General features: G+C 69.3%; 16 protein-coding genes and 1 pseudogene. 7 read left to right on the top strand and 10 right to left on the bottom strand.

Annotated elements, in window-relative coordinates; genetic code table 11:
- Positions 1-4: 4 nt before the first annotated feature.
- The 9 genes from IG196_RS06895 to IG196_RS06855 form a co-directional block, all read right to left on the bottom strand.
- On the bottom strand, positions 5-925 hold the full coding sequence (locus IG196_RS06895; protein WP_101492675.1) for an ABC transporter permease: 921 nt from the start codon (positions 923-925) through the stop codon (positions 5-7).
- Between the two features lie 2 nt (positions 926-927).
- Positions 928-2,070, bottom strand: coding sequence for an ABC transporter permease (locus IG196_RS06890; protein WP_101492676.1), 1,143 nt, complete (start codon positions 2,068-2,070; stop codon positions 928-930).
- Positions 2,057-3,613 (bottom strand): ABC transporter ATP-binding protein, encoded by a 1,557-nt coding sequence (locus IG196_RS06885; protein ID WP_192195538.1) that lies wholly within the window; start codon positions 3,611-3,613, stop codon positions 2,057-2,059. The genes IG196_RS06890 and IG196_RS06885 overlap by 14 nt, the downstream gene beginning before the upstream one ends.
- A 108-nt stretch (positions 3,614-3,721) precedes the next feature.
- The gene (locus IG196_RS06880; RefSeq protein WP_225616946.1) at positions 3,722-5,119 is read right to left on the bottom strand and encodes an NCS2 family permease; all 1,398 of its coding nucleotides are present in this window, start codon (positions 5,117-5,119) and stop codon (positions 3,722-3,724) included.
- A 76-nt stretch (positions 5,120-5,195) separates the two neighbouring features.
- A complete protein-coding gene (locus tag IG196_RS06875; RefSeq protein ID WP_192195537.1) occupies positions 5,196-6,191 on the bottom strand; it encodes a LysR family transcriptional regulator in 996 nt (331 codons plus the stop codon).
- A 94-nt stretch (positions 6,192-6,285) separates the two neighbouring features.
- Positions 6,286-8,745 (bottom strand): xanthine dehydrogenase molybdopterin binding subunit, encoded by a 2,460-nt coding sequence (xdhB, locus tag IG196_RS06870; RefSeq protein WP_153285488.1) that lies wholly within the window; start codon positions 8,743-8,745, stop codon positions 6,286-6,288.
- A gap of 2 nt (positions 8,746-8,747) precedes the next feature.
- A complete protein-coding gene (xdhA, locus tag IG196_RS06865) occupies positions 8,748-10,364 on the bottom strand; it encodes a xanthine dehydrogenase small subunit (RefSeq protein WP_192195536.1) in 1,617 nt (538 codons plus the stop codon).
- A gap of 186 nt (positions 10,365-10,550) precedes the next feature.
- On the bottom strand, positions 10,551-11,330 hold the full coding sequence (locus tag IG196_RS06860) for a sulfite exporter TauE/SafE family protein (RefSeq protein WP_192195535.1): 780 nt from the start codon (positions 11,328-11,330) through the stop codon (positions 10,551-10,553).
- Between the two features lie 272 nt (positions 11,331-11,602).
- Complete coding sequence (locus IG196_RS06855; protein WP_101492683.1) at positions 11,603-12,517, bottom strand: LysR family transcriptional regulator; 915 nt, start codon at positions 12,515-12,517, stop codon at positions 11,603-11,605.
- 87 nt (positions 12,518-12,604) lie between these two features.
- Between IG196_RS06855 and IG196_RS06850 the strand changes: the two genes are divergently transcribed.
- The 4 genes and pseudogenes from IG196_RS06850 to IG196_RS06835 all read left to right on the top strand — a co-directional run bounded on the left by IG196_RS06850 (position 12,605) and on the right by IG196_RS06835 (position 17,760).
- The gene (locus tag IG196_RS06850; protein WP_192195534.1) at positions 12,605-14,764 is read left to right on the top strand and encodes an indolepyruvate ferredoxin oxidoreductase subunit alpha; all 2,160 of its coding nucleotides are present in this window, start codon (positions 12,605-12,607) and stop codon (positions 14,762-14,764) included.
- Positions 14,765-14,781: 17 nt separating this feature from the next.
- Complete coding sequence (locus IG196_RS06845; protein ID WP_192195533.1) at positions 14,782-16,404, top strand: indolepyruvate oxidoreductase subunit beta family protein; 1,623 nt, start codon at positions 14,782-14,784, stop codon at positions 16,402-16,404.
- A gap of 14 nt (positions 16,405-16,418) precedes the next feature.
- Positions 16,419-17,293, top strand: a pseudogene (locus tag IG196_RS32335) (Bug family tripartite tricarboxylate transporter substrate binding protein).
- 20 nt (positions 17,294-17,313) lie between these two features.
- Positions 17,314-17,760 carry an acyl-CoA thioesterase gene (locus tag IG196_RS06835; RefSeq protein WP_153285495.1) on the top strand — a complete coding sequence of 149 codons (447 nt, stop codon included), beginning with the start codon at positions 17,314-17,316 and terminating at the stop codon, positions 17,758-17,760.
- A gap of 18 nt (positions 17,761-17,778) precedes the next feature.
- On the opposite strand, the gene IG196_RS06830 is transcribed toward IG196_RS06835, so the two are convergent.
- The gene (locus IG196_RS06830; RefSeq protein WP_192195532.1) at positions 17,779-18,255 is read right to left on the bottom strand and encodes a low molecular weight protein-tyrosine-phosphatase; all 477 of its coding nucleotides are present in this window, start codon (positions 18,253-18,255) and stop codon (positions 17,779-17,781) included.
- A gap of 197 nt (positions 18,256-18,452) precedes the next feature.
- Here IG196_RS06830 and IG196_RS06825 point away from each other — a divergent pair, with 197 nt between their 5' ends.
- From IG196_RS06825 to IG196_RS06815, 3 genes are all read left to right on the top strand, one after another.
- Positions 18,453-18,731 carry a hypothetical protein gene (locus tag IG196_RS06825; protein ID WP_192195531.1) on the top strand — a complete coding sequence of 93 codons (279 nt, stop codon included), beginning with the start codon at positions 18,453-18,455 and terminating at the stop codon, positions 18,729-18,731.
- A 289-nt stretch (positions 18,732-19,020) separates the two neighbouring features.
- Positions 19,021-19,242, top strand: a complete 222-nt coding sequence (locus IG196_RS06820; protein ID WP_192197217.1) for a hypothetical protein — start codon at positions 19,021-19,023, stop codon at positions 19,240-19,242.
- A gap of 217 nt (positions 19,243-19,459) precedes the next feature.
- The gene (locus tag IG196_RS06815) at positions 19,460-20,203 is read left to right on the top strand and encodes a hypothetical protein (protein WP_192195530.1); all 744 of its coding nucleotides are present in this window, start codon (positions 19,460-19,462) and stop codon (positions 20,201-20,203) included.
- The last annotated feature ends 17 nt before the right edge of the window (positions 20,204-20,220 follow it).

The following is a 20,220-nucleotide window of genomic DNA, read 5'->3' as shown; positions in this document are numbered from 1 at the left end:
GCGATTATGAGCCGGGGTAGAACGGTTTCCCCATCGACGCCGGCATGTTGATGCGGATGAAGGCGGGGTTGCGCGAGATCAGCGCCAGCACCACGATCGGCGCGATGTACTGGGCCATGCTGAGGAACTGCGAGGGCACGTCGACGCCGCTGCTCTGCAGGTGAAAACCGAGCATCGAAACGCCGCCGAACAGGTAGGCGCCGAGCAGCACGCGGATCGGGCGCCAGGTGGCGAACGTGGTCAGCGCCAGCGCGATCCAGCCGCGGCCGGCAACCATGCCCTCGACCCACAGCGGCGTGTACACGGTCGACAGGTACGCGCCCGACAGCCCGCACAGCGCACCGCCCGCGATCACCGCGAGGAAGCGGATGCGCCGCACCGGGTAGCCCAGCGCATGCGCCGACTCGGGCGACTCGCCCACCGAGCGCAGCACCAGGCCGGCGCGCGTGCGGTACAAAAACCAGATGAGCCCGATGGTCAGCAGCACGGCCACGTACACCATCGGGTGGTGACGGAACAGCGCCGGGCCGGCCAGCGGAATGTCGGCCAGCACGGGAATGGCGAAGGGCGTGCTCTCGGGCAGCTTGGCCTGCACGAAGCTGATGCCGGCAAAGGCCGAGAAGCCGACACCGAACAGGCTCAGCGCGAGCCCCGTGGCGTACTGGTTGGTGTTGAGCCAGATCACGAGCACGCCGAAGAAGGCCGCGAGCAAGGCACCGGCCGCCATGCCGGCCAGGAAGCCGAGCCAGGGGTTGTGCGTGATGACCACCGTCGCAAAGCCCGCGATGGCGGCGCACAGCATCATGCCCTCGGCACCGAGGTTGACGATGCCGGCCTTCTCGTTGATCAACAGGCCCAGCGCCGCGATGGCGAGCACGGTGCCCGCGCTCAGGGTCGAGCCCAAGAGGAGTGCGTAGCTTTCCATGGTCAGTGACCCCCTTCGGTGGTGGCTGCGGGCGCGGTGATCGGCGTGCTGGCCTGCAGCGAGGCCGTGGTCATGGTCGCGGCCTTGGCGCCGGCCTTGCGGCGGATGCGGTAGGCGATGAGCGTGTCGCAGGCCAGCAGCGTGAACAGCAGCAGGCCCTGGAACACGCCGGTGAGCGACTTGGGCAGGCCCAGGCGCGACTGCGCGAGTTCGCCGCCGATGTAGAACATGCTCATCAGGATGGCCGAGAAGATCATGCCCACCGGATGCAGCCGCCCGACGAAGGCCACGATGATGGCCGCGAAGCCGTAGCCCGCGGGCACGTACGGCGTGAGCTGGCCGATGGGGCCCGCCACTTCGAGCGCGCCCGCCAGGCCAGCCGCACCGCCCGAGGTGAGCAGCGCGATCCACACCGCGCGGCGTGCCGAGAAGCCCGCATAGCGCGCCGCCGCGGGCGCCAGCCCGCCGACCTGCTGCGCGAAGCCCGCGCGCGTGCGGAACAGGAACACCCACAGCGCGCCCGCGCCGACCAGCGCGATGATCAGCCCGATCGACACGCGCGAGCCCTTCATGAGCCGCGGAATCTGCGTCACCGCCTCGAAGGTCTTGGTCTGCGGAAAGTTGTAGCCCTGCGGGTCTTTCCAGGGGCCGAAGACCAGGTAGCTCAGCATCAGCGTGGCCACGTAGACCAGCATCAGGCTCACGAGGATTTCGTTGGCGTTGAACTTGTCGCGCAGGAACGCGACGATGCCCGCCCACACCATGCCGCCCGCGATGCCCGCCAGCAGGATGGCCGCGATGATCCAGCTGCCGGTGCTCTTGTCGGCCAGCAGCGCCACGCCGCCCGCCGCGATGGCGCCGCAGACGAACTGGCCTTCGGCGCCGATGTTCCAGACGTTGGAGCGAAAGCACACGGCCAGGCCGAGCGCAATGATGAGCAGCGGCGTGGCTTTCACCATCAGCTCGCCGATGGCGTAGCCACTCTTGATCGGTTCGTAGAAGAACACCTGCAGGCCCTTGACCGGGTCCTTGCCGAGCGCGGCGAACAGCGCCACGCCGATGAGCACGGTGATCAGCAGCGCCAGGATCGGCGAGGCAAAGCTCCAGAAGCGCGACAGCTCCGGGCGGGGTTCAAGCTTGAGCATGCGCGCCCTCCTTCTTGTCGTTCTTGTCGTTCTTGTCGGGCTGCGCCTGCGGCCACAGGCCGCTCATCCACTCGCCGATCTGCGGCAGCGTGGCCGCCGCGCGGTCGATCGAGGGCGACAGCCGCCCCTTGGCGATCACGTGCAGCCGGTCGCAGATGTTGAACAGCTCGTCGAGCTCCTCGCTGATCACGAGCACGGCGCAGCCGGCGTCGCGCAGCGCGAGGATCTCGGCATGGATGAGCGCGGCCGCGCCCACGTCCACGCCCCAGGTCGGTTGCGAGACGATGAAGAGCTTGGGGTTGGCGTCGATCTCGCGGCCGACGATGAATTTCTGCAGGTTGCCGCCCGACAGCGAACGCGCCGCCGCGTTCGGGCCGCCGGCCTTCACCTTGAAGCGTTCGATGATGGAACGCGCCTGCTTGTCGAGTTCGGCGGTGCGAATCCAGCCGCCTTTGCCCACCGCATTGCTGCGCGTAAGCAGCAGGTTGTGCGCCAGGCCCAGCGTGGGCACGGCGCCGCGCCCCAGCCGTTCCTCGGGCACGAAATGCAGGCCCAGCGCGCGCCGCGCACGCGGGCGCAGCCGGCCGGCCGGCTTGTCGAACACGCGCACCATGGCGGACTCGGCGCGCACGTCTTCGCCCGACAGCGTGTACAGCAGTTCCTTCTGGCCATTGCCCGAGACACCGGCGATGCCGACGACCTCGCCCGCGCGCACGTCGAACGAGATGCCGTCCAGGTCGACGCCGAACTGGTCTTCGCGCGCCAGCTTCAGGCCCTGCACGCGCAGCGCCACCGCGCCGGCATGCAGCGGGCGGTGCTGCAGCGGCGGCGGCTCGCTGCCGATCATGAGGCGCGAGAGCGATTCGGTGCTCTCGTTGCGCGGGTTGCACACACCTGTGACCTTGCCGCCGCGCAGCACGGTGCAGGCCGTGCACAGCTCCTGGATCTCGTGCAGCTTGTGGCTGATGTACAGGATGCTGCAGCCTTCCGAGGCCAGCTTGTTCAGCACGCCGAACAGGCGGATGACGGCCTGCGGCGTGAGCACCGAGGTCGGTTCATCCAGGATCAGCAGCTTGGGGTTGGTGAGCAGCGCGCGGATGATCTCCACCCGCTGCATCTCGCCCACCGACAGCGTGTGCACGGGGCGTGCGGGGTCGATGTCCAGGCCGTACTCGCTGGCCTTGGCCGTGATGCTGCGGGCCACTTCGGCCAGCGCGAGCGATTTGTCCAGGCCCAGCCAGACGTTCTCGGCCACGGTGAGCGTGTCGAACAGGCTGAAGTGCTGGAACACCATGCTGATGCCCAGCGCGCGCGCCTGCTGCGGGTTGCGCAGGTTGACCGTCTGGCCGTCGAAGGTGACGGTGCCTTCGTCGGGCTTGACCGAGCCGTAGATGATCTTCATCAACGTTGATTTGCCCGCGCCGTTCTCTCCGAGCACGGCATGGATTTCGCCGGGCTGCACGGCCAGGGAGATGTCGCTGTTGGCCACCACCGCGGGGTACCGCTTGGTGATGTGCGCCAGCTGGAGTCTGGGGGTTGTCATGCCGGGTTTCGTGGGTTTGTCTCGTTCAACTGCAACAAAGCGGGGACAGCTATAAGTTTAATAGCGTCCCCGCGACCATCGGCGCCCGACGGCGCTCTGCTCAGCCTCTCAGTGCCCGCCGATGTAGGCGAACTTGAACAGGAAGATCGCCGCGATCACCCACACCATCGCATGCACTTCCCGTGCCCGGCCGGTGCACAGCTTGAGCACGGCGTAGGTGATGAAGCCGAAGGCCAGGCCATTGGCGATCGAGTAGGTGAAAGGCATGGCCAGCGCAGTCACGGCGGCCGGGATCACCTCGGTCGTGTCTTCCCAGTCGAGCTCGACCAGGTCGCGCAGCATCAGGCAGCCCACGAAGAGCAGCGCCGGTGCGGTGGCGTAGGCCGGCACCGAGCCCGCCAGCGGCGAGATCATCAGGCAGGCCAGGAACAGCACCGCCACCACCACGGCCGTGAGGCCGGTGCGGCCGCCGGCTTGCACGCCGGCTGCGCTTTCCACATACGCCGTGGTGCTCGACGTGCCGAGCAGCGAGCCCGCGAAGATCGCGCCGCTGTCGGCCAAGAGCGCCTTGTTCATGCGCTCCATCTTGCCGGGCACCAGGAGGCCGGCGCGCTTGGCCACGCCCATCAGCGTGCCGGTGGCGTCGAACATCTCGACCAGGAAGAACACCAGCACCACGTTCAGGATGCCGCCCTTGAGCGCGCTCAGGATGTCCAGCTGCATGAAGGTGGGCGCGATGGACGGCGGTGCATCGAACACGCCATGGAACTTGTTGCCGCCGAAGAAGAACGACAGCACCGTCACCGTAAGGATGCCGATGAGGATGGCGCCGCGCACCTTGAGCCGGTCGAGCGCCACGATCATGAGAAAGCCGATGGTCGCCAGGACCACGGGCGCCGAGTGCAGGTCGCCCAGCGTGACGAAGGTGGCCGGCGAGGCCGCGACGATGCCCGCGCTCTTCAGCGCGATGAGCGCCAGGAACATGCCGATGCCCACGGTGATCGCTGTTCGCAGCGACTGCGGTATGCCCGCGATGAACAGCTCCCGCAACCCGGTGACCGTCACGATCAAAAAGAGGCAGCCCGAGATGAACACCGCGCCCAGCGCGACCTGCCACGTGTAGCCCATGCCGAGCACGACCACGTAGGCGAAGTAGGCGTTCAGGCCCATGCCCGGCGCCATGGCGATCGGGTAGTTGGCGTACAGGCCCATGATCAGCGTGCCGATGGCCGCGATCAGGCAGGTGGCGACGAAGACGGCGCCCTTGGGCATGCCCGCGTCCCCGAGGATCGACGGGTTCACGAAGATGATGTAGGCCATCGTCAGGAACGTCGTCAGCCCTGCGATGACTTCGGTGCGCACGGTGGTGTTGTGCTCGGTCAGCTTGAAAAAGCGTTCCAGCAGACCGGCGTTGGCCGGTGCGCCCGCAGCACGCAACGGCGCCGCCTCGGTGGCCCCGGCGGCCCGGGGAGTGGTGGCCTTGGGCACCTCTTCATACCTGTTCATTTCGCTTGTCTCCAGCTGTTGTATGTGGCGGTTCGTTCATCGTTGCCTCGGTCGCGACGCCGGCGCGACGGAGGGCTCAGGGAGGATCGGAAAGCGGTTCAGCCGGCAGGGCTCGGGCGGCAACGGCGGGCGCGGCATCGAAGCCGGGCCGCAGCGACGCCGCCACGCCCTTGATGCATTCGCGCAGCCAGCGCGCGGAGCTCGACGAATGCGTGCGTTCGTGCCAGAGCTGGTAGTACATGAGGCGCGGCAGCGCGGCCGGGCACTCGAGGATCTTCAGGGGCAGCCGTGCGGCGAAGCGCTCGCAGTACTGGCGCCCGGTGGTCAGCACCAGCAGGCTCGACGCCACCATGTCCGGAATGAGGCCGAAGTGCGCGCAGCGCGCCGTGATGTTGCGCTGCCGGCCCAGCTCGTCGAGCATCTGGTCGATGATGCCGCGCCCGCCCGGGTGCATGGGCGTGGGTGCGATGTGCTCGGCCGCCAGCCAGGTTTCCAGGTCCCAGCCGCGCCGCACGGCCGGATGGTCCTGGTTGACCAACGACACCACCTCGTCGCCAAAGAGGCGCGCCATGTGCAGGTCTTCCGGCGGCTTGAGCCAGTTGCCGATCACCAGGTCGACCTGCCCGAGCGCCAGGTGCCCGTGGTAGTCCGAGTCGGGCGAGAGCGCATGGATCTCGATCTGGCACAGCGGCGCCTCGCGCTTGACCTGCGCCACCAGCATCGGCAGGAACAGCGGGTCCATGTAGTCGCTGGCCGCGATGCGGAAGGTGGTGGCCGCCGACTGCGGCTCGAAGCCGCGCGCATCCGAGAACAGCATCTCGGCCGCCCGCAGAATGCTGGCCGCGGGCTCGATCATGCGCAGCCCCGCGTCGGTGGGCACCATGCCCGAGCCCGAGCGCACCAGCAGCGGGTCGCCCGACAGCTCGCGCAGGCGCTTCAGCGCGGCCGAGACGGCCGGCTGGTACATGCCCAGGCGGATGGCGGCGCGCGAGACGCTGCGGTCGGTCAGCACGGTATGAAGCACCCGTATGAGATGAAGATCGATCTTGTCGAAAAGCGCCTGGTCTCTCATGGCTGTTCACACCTTTCTTGTCTGTGCGAACAGTTATACAGCGCAACATTTGGAGAACGGAAGGACGCTCGGATCGTGCGAGCACGGCCGGTGCTCATTCGCCAGAGGCTGCCTGCACCGCGGTCAGGGCGCGGAGGATGGATTCGCTCGTGGCCGGCGCCTTCAGCGGCGGATCGACCCGGTGCCCGCCCGCGGCCGACACGGCATCGCGGATCGCGAAGAACACCGAGAACGGCAGCAGCAGCGGCGGCTCGCCCACGGCCTTGCTGCGGTGAATGGAGTCTTCGACGTTCTGGCCCTCGAACAGGCGCACGTTGAACACGGGCGGGCAGTCGTTGGCCGTCGGGATCTTGTAGGTGCTGGGCGCGTGCGTGGTGAGCTTGCCGCTCGCCGGATGCCACACCAGCTCTTCGGTGGTGAGCCAGCCCATGCCCTGGATGAAGGCGCCCTCGACCTGGCCGATGTCCACGGCCGGGTTCAGCGACTTGCCCGCGTCGTGCAGGATGTCGGCGCGCAGCAGCTTCCATTCGCCGGTGAGCGTGTCGACCACCACTTCGCTCACCGCCGCGCCGTAGGCGTAGTAGTAGAACGGGCGGCCCTGCATCTTGTCCTTGTCCCAACTCAGGCCGGGCGTGGCGTAGAAGCCGTCGGACCACAGCTGCTTGCGGTCGAGGTAGGCCTCGCCCACCACGGTGCTGAAGGCCAGCGTGCGGCCGTTCACTTCGACCTGGTCGTTGGCAAAGCGCACGTCGGCGGCGTTGCCGCCGTGGCGCTCGGCGGCGCAGGCGGCCAGGCGTTCGCGGATCTGGCGCGCGGCATCCTGCGCGGCCTTGCCGTTCAGGTCGGCGCCGGTCGAGGCGGCCGTGGCCGAGGTGTTGGCCACCTTCGTCGTGTCGGTCGCCGTGACGCGCACGCGCTCGAAGCTCACGCCCAGCTCGTGCGCCACCACCTGCGCCACCTTGGTGTTCAGGCCCTGGCCCATCTCGGTGCCGCCGTGGTTCACGAGGATCGAGCCGTCGGTGTACACGTGCACGAGCGCGCCGGCCTGGTTGAAGTGCTTCACGTTGAACGAGATGCCGAACTTCAGCGGCGCCAGCGCCAGGCCGCGCTTGAGCACGACGCTTTTCTTGTTGAAGGCGGCGATCTCTTCACGGCGCAGGCGGTAGTCGCTGGTTGCTTCCAGCTCGGCCACGAGTTCGTGGACGATGTTGTCGGTCACGGTCTGGCGGTACGGCGTGACGTTGTTCTCGCCCTTGCCGTAGAAGTTGACGCGCCGCACGTCGAGCGGGTCGCGCTTCAATTCGCGCGCCACCGAGTCCATGATGTTCTCGATGGCAATGGCGCCCTGCGGGCCGCCGAAGCCGCGGAAGGCCGTGTTGCTCTGCGTGTTGGTCTTGCCCGAGAAGCCGTGCATGCTCACGTTGGGCAGCCAGTAGGCGTTGTCGAAGTGGCACAGCGCGCGGGTCATCACCGGGCCCGACAGGTCGGCCGAATGGCCGGCGCGCGAGACCATGGTGATCTCGGCGCCGAGGATGCGGCCCTCGTCGTCGTAGCCCACGTCGTACTCGTACCAGAAGCAGTGGCGACGGCCGGTGATCATGAAATCGTCGTCGCGGTCCAGGCGCAGCTTCACGGGGCGCTGCAGCTGGCGCGCCGCGATGGCCGCCACGCAGGCAAAGATTGCCGACTGCGATTCCTTGCCGCCGAAGCCGCCGCCCATGCGCCGGCATTCCACATGCACTTCGTTCGAGGACAGGTGCAGCGCGTGCGCCACCAGGTGCTGCATCTCGCTCGGGTGCTGCGTCGAGCAGTGGATGTGCAGCGTGCCGCCCTCTTTCGGAATGGCGTAGCTGATCTGGCCTTCGAGGTAGAACTGTTCCTGCCCGCCGACGTCGAGCGTGGCGCTGTGGCGATGCGGTGCCTTCGCGATGGCGGCGCGCACGGCGGCCTCGTCGCCTTCGTTGGCGGCCCCGCCGCTGCGCACGATGTGCATCGGCGGCACCACGTACTGGCCACGCGCATGCGCGTCCTGCGGCGTGATGACGGGCGGCTGCGCCTCGAGGGTGATCGCGTCCTTGGCCTTGGCGGCGGCGCGGCGCGCGGCATCGCGGGTTTCAGCGATCACGGCGAACACGGGCTGGCCGAGGTAGCGGATCTGGCCGCCGTCGTTCACGGGCAGCAGGATCGGGTCGTCATGGACGATCGAACCGCAGTCGTTGGTGCCGGGGATGTCGTCGGCGGTGAGCACCGCGACCACGCCGGGCATGGCGCGGATGGCGTCGAGCGACAGCGCCGTCACGCGGCCGTTGGCCACCGGCGACAGGCCCAGCGCGCAGTGCAGCGTGCCGGCGAGTTCGGGGATGTCGTCGATGTAGGTGGCTTCGCCGGCCACGTGCAGGTGCGCCGACTCGTGCGGGCGGCTGATGCCCACGCGCATGCCGCGGTCGTGCGCCAGCGCTTCGGCGCCCACGTCGATGCGGGCGGCGGTGTTCTTCAGGTAGTCGGCAAAGGCCTCGGCGGGCTGCAGCAGGCGGGCGTCGATGGGTTTGTTCATGGTCAGAGTCCTTCCGCCGCCACCTTGGCAACGACATGGGGCATCACGCTCCAGACGCTGGTCTCCTCGAGGGACAGCGCGTCCTGCGTGCGGGTTTCGAGCCACAGGCGCTGGATCAGGTTCTGCGCCACCTGCAGGCGGTAGTCGGCCGAGGCCCGCATGTCCGACAGCGGCTTGAAGTCTTGCGCCAGCGCCAGCTTGGCGGTCGCCACGCTGGCCTGCGTCCAGGGCTTGCCGACGAGCGCGGCTTCGGCGTTGGCGGCGCGCTTGACGGTGGCGGCCATGCCGCCGAAGGCCAGGCGCACGGCCTTCACCGTGTCGCTGCCGTCGCCTTCCAGTTCAATGGCGAAGCCCGCGCACAGCGCCGAGATGTCGCAGTCGAAGCGCTTGCTGATCTTGTAGGCGCGCACCTGGCGGCGCATGGCGGCCAACGGCACGGCCAGCCCCTGCACGAACTCGCCGGGCTGCAGCTGGTTCTTCATGTAGTCGAGGTAGAACTCGGGCAGCGGCATGCGGCGCACGGTGTCGCCGCGGCGCAGCTCGATCTCGGCGTCGAGCGACATGAGCACCGGCGGCGAGTCGCCGATGGGCGAGCCGTTGGCGACGTTGCCGCCCATGGTGCCGGCGTGGCGGATCGGCGGCGAGGCAAAGCGCAGCCACACGTCGGCGAGGCTGGGCACGCGCTCGACGAGCGCGCCGAAAGCGGCTTCGAGCGAGGCGCCGGCGCCGATGTAGAGCTCGTCGGCACGCTCTTCGATCGTCTTCATCTCGGCCACGTCGCCGACATAGAGGATGTCGCCGAGGTCGCGGAACTGCTTGTTGACCCACAGGCCGACGTCGGTCGAGCCCGCGAGCAGCTGGGCGCCCGGCTTCTGCACGCGCAGTGCGGCGAGCTGGGCCAGGGTCTTGGGGGCGTGGAAGTGGTCGATGCGGGCGCCGAGCGGGGCCGCGTAGTCGAGGCCGTCGTTCTTCAGCGCGGTGAGCGCGGCCACCACGGGCGCGGTGTCCAGGCGAACGGCCGGCAGGTCGAACATGCGCTGGCCGGCATCGAGGATGGGGCGGTAGCCGGTGCAGCGGCAGAGGTTGCCCGACAGGTCGTCGGCCAGCTGCTGGCGCGTGGGCTGCGTGCCCTCGGCCTGGTGGTGTTCGTAGGTGGCCCACAGCGACATCACGAAGCCCGGCGTGCAGAAGCCGCACTGCGAGCCGTGGCAGTCGACCATGGCCTGCTGCACGGGGTGCAGCGGGTGGACGGCGTGCTTGGCGGTGGGTTCCGTCTTGGGCTTGCACTGCGATGCGCACTGGCCCTTGAGGTCTTCGACCGTGAACAGCGCCTTGCCGTGCAGCGTGGGCAGGAACTGGATGCAGGCGTTGACGGTCTGCAGCTGCAGGCCGTCGACCGCGCCGGGTGCGTGGGCGTCGGTGGCCAGCTCGCCGATGACGACGGTGCAGGCGCCGCAGTCGCCTTCGTTGCAGCCTTCCTTGGTGCCGGTGCAACGCGCGTCTTCGCGCAGCCAGTCGAGAACGGAGCGGGTCGGATGGACCCCGCTGACGTCGACGATCTTTCCGCGATGGAAGAAGCGGATCGGTTGAATCGGATGGCTGCTGCTCTCGGTGCTCATGCTTTTTTCAGGCTCGTGGGCGGCCCGTCGTGGGCCAGTCATGGACGTTAGCGGCTTGCGTGGGGTCTTGCATACGGGCACGCCCATAACGCGTATGTGAGGGTCGGTATGCCACGTCCGGGGAAACCCTTGGATTGACGCTGCAATTCCCGGGCCATGCCGGAAACCGAGGGTTTTCAGCCGTTTTCAGCTGTGTGCGATCGCGCGCCAGGCGGTGGCCAGCAGCGTCACGCCGGCCGCAAAAAGCAGGCCGGCGACCAGCCATTGCAGAGTGCGCGGTTGCAGCTTGTTGGGCAGACGGTGATGCAGCCGCGTCGCGGCGTAGACCACGGGCATGGCGCAGCCGGCGAGCAGCGCCGAGTGCCACGAGAAGTGGCCGGTCGGCACCACGATGACGAGCCGCACGAGCGAGTTGAAGGCGAACATCAGCAGCAGCGCGCGGCGCACGAGTTCGCGGTCCAGCGGCTGGCGGTACATGTGGAAGACGATGGGCGGGCCGGAGGCGGAAAACAGCCCGCCCAGCACGCCCGAAAGCCCGCCGATGAGGGCAAAGCTGGTGCGGCCCGACACCGCCGGCAGCGGCTTGCCCTGCAGCAACAGCAGCACGGCGCAGACCAGGATCGACACGCCCAGCAAGCCCCGCAGCCAGTCCACGGCACTGCCGCTGAGCCACACGAGCAGCATGAGCCCGACGATGACGCCGACGGTGCTGCCGTTGAGCGCGGGCTTCATGAGCTGCCACGGCACGGGGCCGGGGCGCGCGCGGAAGTAGGTCCAGGCGTTGATGAGGCTGAGCACGGTCGCGGCATTGGCCGCGTCGTTCACGCTGGCGATGTCGAGCACCGACACGAGGCCCAGCAGGATGAGGCTGAACGCAAAGCCCGTGAGGTTCTGCGCGTAGGTGGCCAGGCCCACGCAGGCCATGAAGATCAGGACCGGGACGGCCCCGGAAAGAATCGCTTGCACCTCGATGCCGTCAGTGCGCGCCGAGGCTGGCGGGACGGTGGAAGGAGGCGGGGGAACGGGGATGCGGGACGGACATGCGGACGGGGATCGGGGGACTTAGGCGCGAGGCGGGAACGTTTGAGAATAACGCGTGTGTTCGGGGCGCGTGCCCAGGCCACCGGGTACTTCCCTCCGCGAATGTCCCCCGGGCTTCGCCCTCCTCCTTGATTTCGCTGCGGGAAGCACCCAGTGCCCTGTGCACGGGGCACGCTGTGGGTGTGTCCCGGCTGCGGTCAGCCGCGCTCCGAGAACAACGCCACGATCACCTGCCGCAACCACCGGTTGCCCGGGTCGGCCTCGAAGCGCTTGCTCCAGTGCAGCGACACCGTGAAGTCGCGCAGCGGAAACGGCGGCTCGACGATGGCGTAGCCGCCTTCGGCCGCGAAGCCGCGCGCGATGTTGCGCGGCATCACGACCGCGAGGTCGGTGGCGCGCACGATGGCGGGCAGCACCATGAAGTGCTCGGTCGTCAGGCGCAGGCGGTCTTCGAGGTTCAGCAGCTGCAGGATGCGCAAGGTGTCGGCATGGGTGCGCACGGCCACGTAGTCGAGCTCGTGCAGCGCGGCGAGCAGCGCCTGGCCGCTGCGCCGGCGCTTCACGAAGGGATGGTCGTGGCGCAGCAGCACGATGTAGCGGTCTTTCAGCAGCTGGGTGCGCTGGGTGTCCTTCACGTGCGGCAAAAAACCGAAGGCGCAGTCGACCTTGCCGCTATCGAGCGCGGTGGCAATGTCGCCTGGGGCGAGCGGCATGGTCTCCACGCGCACGCCCGGCGCCAGCTCGCGCAGCCGCGCCATCAGCGCGGGCAAAAAACGGCCCTCGCCGATGTCGCTCATGTGGATGCGGAACAGCTTGCGCGACGCTGCGGGGTCGAAGCGCTCGGGCTCGCTCAGCGCCTGCTGCAGCATGGCCAGCGCCGACTGCACGGGCACCGCCAGCCGCTCGGCGCGCGGCGTGGGCGCGACGCCGCCGAGGCTGCGCGTGAACAGCGCGTCGCCCAGCAGCAGGCGCAAGCGCGTGAGGCCGTGGCTGGCCGCCGGCTGCGTGAGGCCCAAGGCCTCGGCGGCGCGGCTCACGTTGCGGGTGCGGTAGACGGCGTCGAACAACCGGAGCAGGTTGAGGTCGACCGCGTCGATATGCACGCCATTCATATTCGATAGCTGGCTCATTGCATTGAAGTATGACGCAGGCCCGCCCACACTCCCGCGTTCTCCCCACGACAAGAAGCACGAGACACGATGGAAGTTTCATTCAGCAAGGAAGTGGAAATGCTGCGCCTGGGCGCGGGCGACACCTTCCACGGCGAGGGCATCCTCGCGATCACCAAGGGCCTGTTGCAGTCGGGCGTGGCCTACGTCGGCGGCTACCAGGGGGCACCGGTGTCGCACCTGCTGGACGTGATGGTGCAGGGCAAGGCGTACATGGACGAACTGGGCGTGCACGTCGAGGCCTGCTCCAACGAGGCCTCGGCGGCGGCGATGCTCGGCGCGTCGATTCACTACCCGCTGCGCGGCGCCGTGACCTGGAAGTCGATCGTCGGCACCAACGTGGCGGCCGATGCGCTGTCGAACCTGTCGTCGCCGGGCGTGACGGGCGGCGTGCTGATCGTGGTGGGCGAAGACTACGGCGAAGGCGCCAGCGTGATCCAGGAGCGCACGCACGCCTACGCGCTCAAGTCGAGCATGTGCCTGCTCGACCCGCGGCCCGACCTGGGCGTGATGGTGCGCATGGTCGAGCAGGGCTTCCAGCTTTCGGAAGCGTCGAACATGCCGTGCCTGATGGAGCTGCGCATCCGCACCTGCCACGTGCGCGGCAGCTTCGACTGCAAGGACAACATCGCGCCCGCCGTGTCGACGCGCGCGCTGATGGACGAGCCCGCGGGCTTCGACTACATGAAGCTCGCGCACCCGCCCGTCACCTTCCGCCACGAGAAGCTCAAGGGCGACGAGCGCATGCCGTCGGCGCGCCGCCACATCGTGGCGAACGGCCTCAACGAGCTGATGCCCGGCCAGCGCCACCCCGACCTGGGCATCGTGGTGCAGGGCGGCCTGTACAACGCGCTGATCCGCAGCCTGCAGCAGCAAGGCCTGGCCGATGCCTTCGGCGAGACGGACATCCCGATCCTCGTGCTCAACGTGACCTACCCGCTGGTGCCCGAGCAGGTGGCCGACTTCTGCATCGGCAAGCGCGCGGTGCTGGTGGTGGAAGAAGGCCAGCCCGAGTACATCGAGCAGGACATCGCCACGCTGCTGCGCCGGCGCGACATCCAGACGCCGCTGCACGGCAAGGACCTGCTGCCGCAGGCCGGCGAGTACGGCGTGGAGGTGCTGTCGGGTGGCCTGGCGGCCTTTGCCGAGCGCTACCTCGGCGCGAGCGAAGCCGCCACATCGGCGCAGGCCTGGCTGGCCGGCAACCGCGAACGCCGCGAAGCGGTGGCGCGCCGGCTCGATGCGCCGCTGCCCAACCGCCCGCCGAGTTTTTGCGTCGGCTGCCCCGAGCGGCCAGTGTTCTCGGCGCTCAAGCTCGCGCAGCAGGAGACGGGGCCGGTGCACATCGCGGCCGACATCGGCTGCCACGCCTTCGGCACCTTCGAGCCGTTTTCGATGGGCCACTCGATCCTCGGTTACGGCATGAGCCTGGCCAGCCGCGCGGGCGTGGCGCCGATGATGAACCGCCGCACGCTGTCGATCATGGGCGACGGCGGTTTCTGGCACAACGGCCTGCTCACGGGCGTGCAGAGCGCGCTGTTCAACGACGACGACGCGGTGCTGCTGATCTTCAAGAACGGCTACACCTCGGCCACCGGCACGCAGGACATCATTTCCACGCCCGACGACGAGATCAAGGAACGCGCGGTCGACAAGCAGCAGAGCCTGGTCGACAAGAACCAGACCATCGAGGCCACGCTCACGGGCCTGGGCGTGAAGTGGATGCGCACCGTCACCACCTACGACGTGGAGCGCATGCGCAAGACGCTCACCGAGGCGCTCACGAGCGACTTCAACGGCCTGAAGGTGGTGATCGCCGAGGGCGAGTGCCAGCTGGAGCGGCAGCGCCGCATCAAGCCGTGGATCGCCGGCCTGCTGAAGAAAGGCAAGCGCGTGGTGCGCGTGAAGTACGGCGTCGACGAGGACGTGTGCAACGGCGACCACGCCTGCATTCGCCTGTCGGGCTGCCCCACGCTCACACTGAAAGACAACCCCGATCCGCTGAAGGTCGACCCCGTGGCCGTCGTCATCGACGGCTGCGTGGGCTGCGGCCTGTGCGGCGCCAACGCGCACGCGGCCACGCTGTGCCCAAGCTTCTACCGGGCCGAGGTGGTGCAGAACCCGAAGTGGCACGAACGCCTGCTGCACGGCCTGCGCGGCGCGATCGTCGGCGCGTTGCGGCCGGCATGAGAAGAAAGAACCGAGACATGGAACAGAACCGTCCCACCACGCTCCTCGTCTGCGCCCTCGGTGGCGAAGGCGGCGGCGTGCTCACCGAATGGCTGGTCGACACGGCGCGGCATGCGGGCTACGCGGCGCAGAGCACGTCGATCCCCGGCGTGGCGCAGCGCACCGGCGCCACCACCTACTACATCGAGGTGTTCCCGGTGCCGATGGCGCAGCTCGGCGGCCGGCGGCCGGTGTTCAGCCTGAGCCCGGTGCCGGGCGCGCTCGACGCGATCGTCTCGTCGGAGCTGCTGGAGACCACGCGCCAGATCGGCAACGGCATGAGCGCGCCGCTGCGCACGCTGGTCATCAGCTCGTCGGCGCGCGTGCTCACCACGGCCGAGCGCATGGTGCCCGGCGACGGCCGCGCCGACGCGCAGCGCCTGCTCGACGTGGTCAAGGCTTTCAGCCGCGAGCACCACGTGCTCGACATGGGCGGCATGGCGCGCGAGGCCGGCACGGTGGTCAGCGCCGTGATGCTGGGCGCGATCGCGGGCAGCGGCCTCTTCCCGTTCCCGCGCGAAGCCTACGAGCACGCGGTGCGCGGCGGTGACACGGCCGCGCCCGACAAGCTCGGCAAGATGGCCGCAGCCAGCCTGCGCGGCTTTGCCGCCGCCTTCGAGGCGGTGCGCGCGCCGCGCGCCCAGGCCGCGTTCGTGCAGGGCGTGCTGGCCAGCGACGACACGCGCGATGCGCCCCCGACACCGCAGGCCCTGCCCGACGACGTGGCGCGCCGCTTTCCGCCCGCCGTGCACGACATGCTCGCGCTCGGCCATGCGCGGGTGCGCGACTACCAGGACGGCGCTTACGCCGCGCTGTACGCCGAGCGCCTCGCGCGGGTGCTCGAGGCCGAGCGCGCCGCCGATCCGTCGGGCGCGCAGGGCTTCGCAATCACGCGCGAAATGGCGCGCTGGCTGGCGTTGTGGATGGCCTTCGACGACATCGTGCGCGTGGCCGCGCTGAAGGGCCGCGCCAGCCGCGCGCAGCGCGTGCGCCAGGAAGTGCGCGCGGGCGACGAAGACATCGTGAAGGTCTTCGACCACTTCAAGCCCGGCGCGCCCGAGTTCGCGGCATTGCTGCCGCCGTCGCTCGCGCGCCGCGTGACCGCCTGGGACCGTGGCCGCCAGTCGCGCGGACTTGCGCCGTGGGCGCTGCCGCTGCAGGTGGGCAGCCACTCGGTGCTCGGCATGGCCTCGCTGCGCGTGCTGGCCTCGCTCACCTGGCTGCGCCGGCGCGGCAGCCGCTTTGCCGAAGAGCAGGCGCTGATCGAACGCTGGCTCGCCGCCGTCGAGACCGGCACGCGCACGCACTGGGCGCTGGGCCGCGAGCTGGCGCTGTGCGCCCGGCTCATCAAGGGCTACGGCAGCACCAACGAACGCGGCAAGCACAACCTGCTGCACGTGATCGACGAACTCGCGGGCCGCGCCACGCTGGAGCCCACCGCGCGCGCCGAGGCGATTGCCGCGGCACGCGAGGCCGCGCTCGCGGACGAAGGCGGCAAGGCGCTCGACGCCGCGCTCACGCGCCACGGCGCCGCGCCGCGCCCGGTACAGGCGCAACCCATCCGCTGGATGAAGCGGCCCAAGACAACGACCACGACCTGAGGAGACAAAGAACCATGACCCCACGCCCCACCGCTGCCCCGTCGCCGTCACACCGCCGCCTGCTGCTGGCGCTCGCCCTGGCCGGCACCGCCTTGTGCGCGCCCGCCGTGCACGCCGACACCTGGCCGTCCAAGCCCATCAAGGTGATCGTCAACTTCCCGGCCGGCGGCGCGGCCGACCAGCTCGCGCGCGCCGTCTCGCAGCCGCTGCAGGAGGCGCTGAAGCAGCCCGTGGTGATCGAGAACCGCGGCGGTGCCAACGGCAACGTCGGCGGCGAGGCTGTGGCGCGTGCGGCGGCCGACGGCTACACGCTGCTCATGAGCTCGGGCGGCATGGTGTCGGTGAACCCGCACCTGTATGCGCGCATGAGCTTCGACCCCGCGAAGGACCTGGTGCCCGTGGCCGCGGCCGCGCGCGCCCTTCGGTCACCGCGCTGCCGCCGACCGAAAGGCATGGCCTACCTCGGCAAGCCGCGTGGCACCTGCGGGCGCTGCAAGATTTGCTGGCCGGCCAGATCGACTACGCCTTCGACCCTGGCATCGGCCTGAACCAGGTGCGCGCCGGCAAGCTCAAGCTGCTGGCCGTGGGCAGCCCGCACCGCTCCTCGCAATTCCCCGACGTGCCCACGCTCGACGAGGCCGGCCTGCGCGGCTTCGACGCCGACACGGTGTTCGGCTTCTACGCCCCGGCCGGCACGCCGCCCGAGGTGGTGCTGCAGCTCAACACGCAGATCAACCGCGCGCTCGCGCTGCCGGCGGTGAAGGAGCGCATCGCGGCCATCGGCGGCGAGCCGCTGCCGGGCACGCCGGCCGACTTCCAGCGCCGTGCGGCAGCAGACTCGCAGCGCTTCGGCGCGCTGATCCGCGAGCGCGGCATCAAGGCCGATTGAGCGCCGGGGACAATCGACGGATGAACAGCACCACGTCTTCCCCCGACGCTTCCGGCAAGGAAGTCGTCTACACCGCGCGCGTCGAGTTCGGCGACTGCGACCCGGCCGGCATCGTCTGGTTTCCCAACTTCTTCCGCTGGATCGACGCGGCCTCGCGCCACTTCTTTGCCGAGTGCGGCGTGCCGCGCTGGGAAGAAACGGCCCAGACCCTCGGCGTGATCGGCACGCCGCTGGTCGACACGCACACGCGCTTCGTCAAGGCGGCCAGCTACGGCGACACGCTGCAGATCGCGGTGCGCATCACCGAATGGCGCGACAAGAGCTTCGTGCAGACCTACCGCGTGACGCGCGGCGACGACCTGATCCTCGAATGCGAAGAGGTGCGGATCTTTGCCGCGAAGCGCGAAGGCGGCGGCATCCGCGCGGTGCCGATTCCGCCGACGATCCGCGCGCTCTGCACGGGCTGAACCCCACCGCCTGCAGGCTCAGGCTGCGTCGCGACGCAGCTGCGCGAGCAGGCCTTCCACGCCGAGGTCGATCAGGTCGAAGGCCTCGATGAAGGCCTGGTGGCCGCCGTACCACGGGTCGGGCACGTCGCCGCCGATGGCCTGCGCAAACTCCGAGAGCAGGCGCACCTTGCGCGCCGCATCGGCCGGCGCACGCCCGCGCAGCGCGGCGCAGTGCTGCTGCGTCATGCCGACGAGCCAATCGAAACGCTCGAAGTCGGACGCACGCACCTGGCGTGCGCAATGCGCGGGCATTTCGATGCCACGCCGCAGTGCCTCGGCCACCGAGCGCGGGTCGGGTGGATTGCCGCGCTCTTCGTCGGAAATGGCGGCGCTGTCGACCTCCACCGCGAAGCCTGCACGCTGTGCCTTGTGGACCAGCAATGCGTGCGCGGTCGGCGAACGGCAGATGTTCCCTGTGCAAATGAACAGGACGGCGGGGGTGCTTGGTTTCATGCGCGCCGACTATAGGCACAGGGACAGGCGTTCGGCATAGGCCGTCCTACCCATGGCATCCCCCCGTCAGGGGATGCACCATGGGCGCAGAGGCCGACAGCGCCGCCCTCTCCTGCGAAGGCTCCCATATCTTCGGTATCGCCTGACACAACTTCTTGCGCTTCACTACGGCCCTTGGTCAATGCAGAGGAGTCACGATGCCCCGACCCAGTCTTCACAGCGCGAGCATCACGCTGAAATTGCCCTTCGACATGAGCGCCGCGCAAGAAGTCGCCGCCCTGCGCGCCGCAGGCATTCCGGTGGACGACCTGGGCAACGCGATATCGGGCTTCTTGTTCGTGCGCTTCAGCGACGGATGGCGCGGCGACACGAACATCTACCGCTGGTTTCCGACCCCCATCGAACGCAGCGCGAACCAGCCCCAGCTCCACGCCACGCAACCGCGACGCAGCCTCTCGCTGCAGGCCAAGGGTTGACGCTGGCAATGATGCGGTGCAACAATCCGGAGATCATCATTTCGGAGCCCCGTGCGTGGACAGTGCCAGTTGGATCAGTGACAAGACGCGTGCCTCGGCAGGCGTGACACCCCCGGCCCTCTAGCGCAGGCAGCTCCCGCGCTTGCGGCCGCCGTGTCCGCAGCGCGAACCCCTTGCCCCTCGGGCAAGCGGCTCCCCCTACCGATTTCCGTTGTTCTTCGTCGCTGACTTTTTCAGTCAGCTTGCGTGCGTCCGTGCGCGAGGCCCTTCAGCGTGAAGGAGCCTTGTCATGCGCCAGTTTCAAATTCGCCCGTTGCATCCGCAGACGCGACCGTCGCACGGTCGCACGTCGGCGCACGCCGGTGCGCCAGCGCCTGCACGCGTGAACCCCGCGCCGCACGTCGACGACGAGCAGGCCCTGGACCGCGCCGCCGCGCTGTGGACCACGCGCCGCATCCGCAGTTTCCTGCTGCTGCTCGAACAGCCCGGCCACGGCACCACGCGCCGCTGAAGCCCGCCCCTGCCACCCCCACAGAACAGGAGGCCACCATGGACCCGGACCCTTGCTTGCGCCGCTGTGCGCCGCCTTCTTCCTTGCCCGATCGATCCCCCATTCACCTCGCAGCCTGCCGCGCTGCGGAGGAGCGCCGCCGTCTGACTGCTGAGTAAGCACGTCGTCACGGGCGTTTCTTCCTTCGCGGCGTGCCGCACCCGAAGGAAAAACTCCCATGACCCGCGAACGCCTGCGGCGTGTCGTGCGGACGGCCACGGCCGCCCGTTCCAACGCCCGCCCCCTTCCCTTCCGCCGCCCCGCACCCAGCCACGCCTGGCTCGCGACCTTGTGCGGCCTTGCCGCCACGCAGACCCACGCCGCCGGCGGACACCATTCGGTGGACGACGCCGCCATCCTCGATCCGGGCCAGTGCCAGATCGAGACCTGGGGCGGCCAGCGCCTCGTGCACCTCGGTCCGGCCTGCCGTGTCGGCCCGGTCGAGCTGGGCCTGAACCTCGAACGTGAGCACAACGCCGACGGCCGCACCGTGCGCGCCGGCCCACAGATCAAGTGGGCCTTCGCGCTCACCGACACGCTGAGCACCGGCGTGCTGGCCTCGGCCTCGTGGCAACGCAGCAACGCCGGCAATGCCTCGCTGCGCCTCACCGACCGCAGCGTGGTGATCCCCGTCACCTGGCAGTTCGACGACGCATGGCGCGCCCACCTGAACCTGGGGCGCGACTTCCATCGCGCACAGCCGAGCACCAGCCACTCGGGCGCGGCGCTCGAATGGGCCGCCCTGCCCGCGCTGTCGCTCGTGGCCGAGCGCTTCCGCGAAGGCGGACGCAACGCCTGGCGCGCCGGCCTGCGCTGGACGGCCACGCCGTCCGTCAACGTCGATCTGAGCCACGCACGCGACCTGCGCCACGACGGCCCGCGCGGCTGGACGCTGGGCCTCACCTGGGCGTTCGCTCGCTGAGCGCCCTCACACAGGAG

The organism is Variovorax sp. 38R (assembly GCF_014843395.1).
In the GTDB taxonomy this organism is placed as follows: Bacteria; Pseudomonadota; Gammaproteobacteria; order Burkholderiales; family Burkholderiaceae_C; genus Variovorax; species Variovorax paradoxus_H.
The sequence above is the reverse complement of the archived record's forward strand: the minus strand, read 5'-3'. Positions and strand labels throughout refer to the sequence as shown.